The organism is Bradyrhizobium sp. Arg237L (assembly GCF_029990105.1).
Lineage (GTDB): Bacteria > Pseudomonadota > Alphaproteobacteria > Rhizobiales > Xanthobacteraceae > Bradyrhizobium.
The window spans coordinates 1-257 of the sequence record NZ_JAQMIL010000278.1 but is presented as its reverse complement, the minus strand read 5'-3'; the positions used below and the strand labels follow the sequence as shown (position 1 = coordinate 257).

General features: G+C 73.9%; 1 protein-coding gene. It reads right to left on the bottom strand.

What is annotated here, in order from left to right; all coding sequences use genetic code 11:
• Nucleotides 1-23: 23 nt before the first annotated feature.
• On the bottom strand, nucleotides 24-257 hold a 234-nt coding region (locus OZ411_RS43300), incomplete at its 5' end, for a hypothetical protein (RefSeq protein ID WP_282532850.1).

Here is a 257-nt window from a genome sequence, read left to right as displayed (position 1 = left end):
CGACAATCCCCGCGTCATCGGCATCAAAAGGCGGCGCTTGCGGGCAGCACCTGGGATGGCCATTGCGCCGTCCCAGGGGCGCGGATCGAGCGCTGCTGCGCGATCAGGGCGCGCGCGGCCTGCGCCAGGTCGGGCAGCACCTGGTCGGTCAGGCAGTCGCAGGCGGCGAAGCCGAGGCCGACATGGCGCGTCGTGGTGCGGAACGGCGCGGCGGCTGGCCCGCCGGGGTCTTGCGGATCGGGCGCCACAAGACCGGA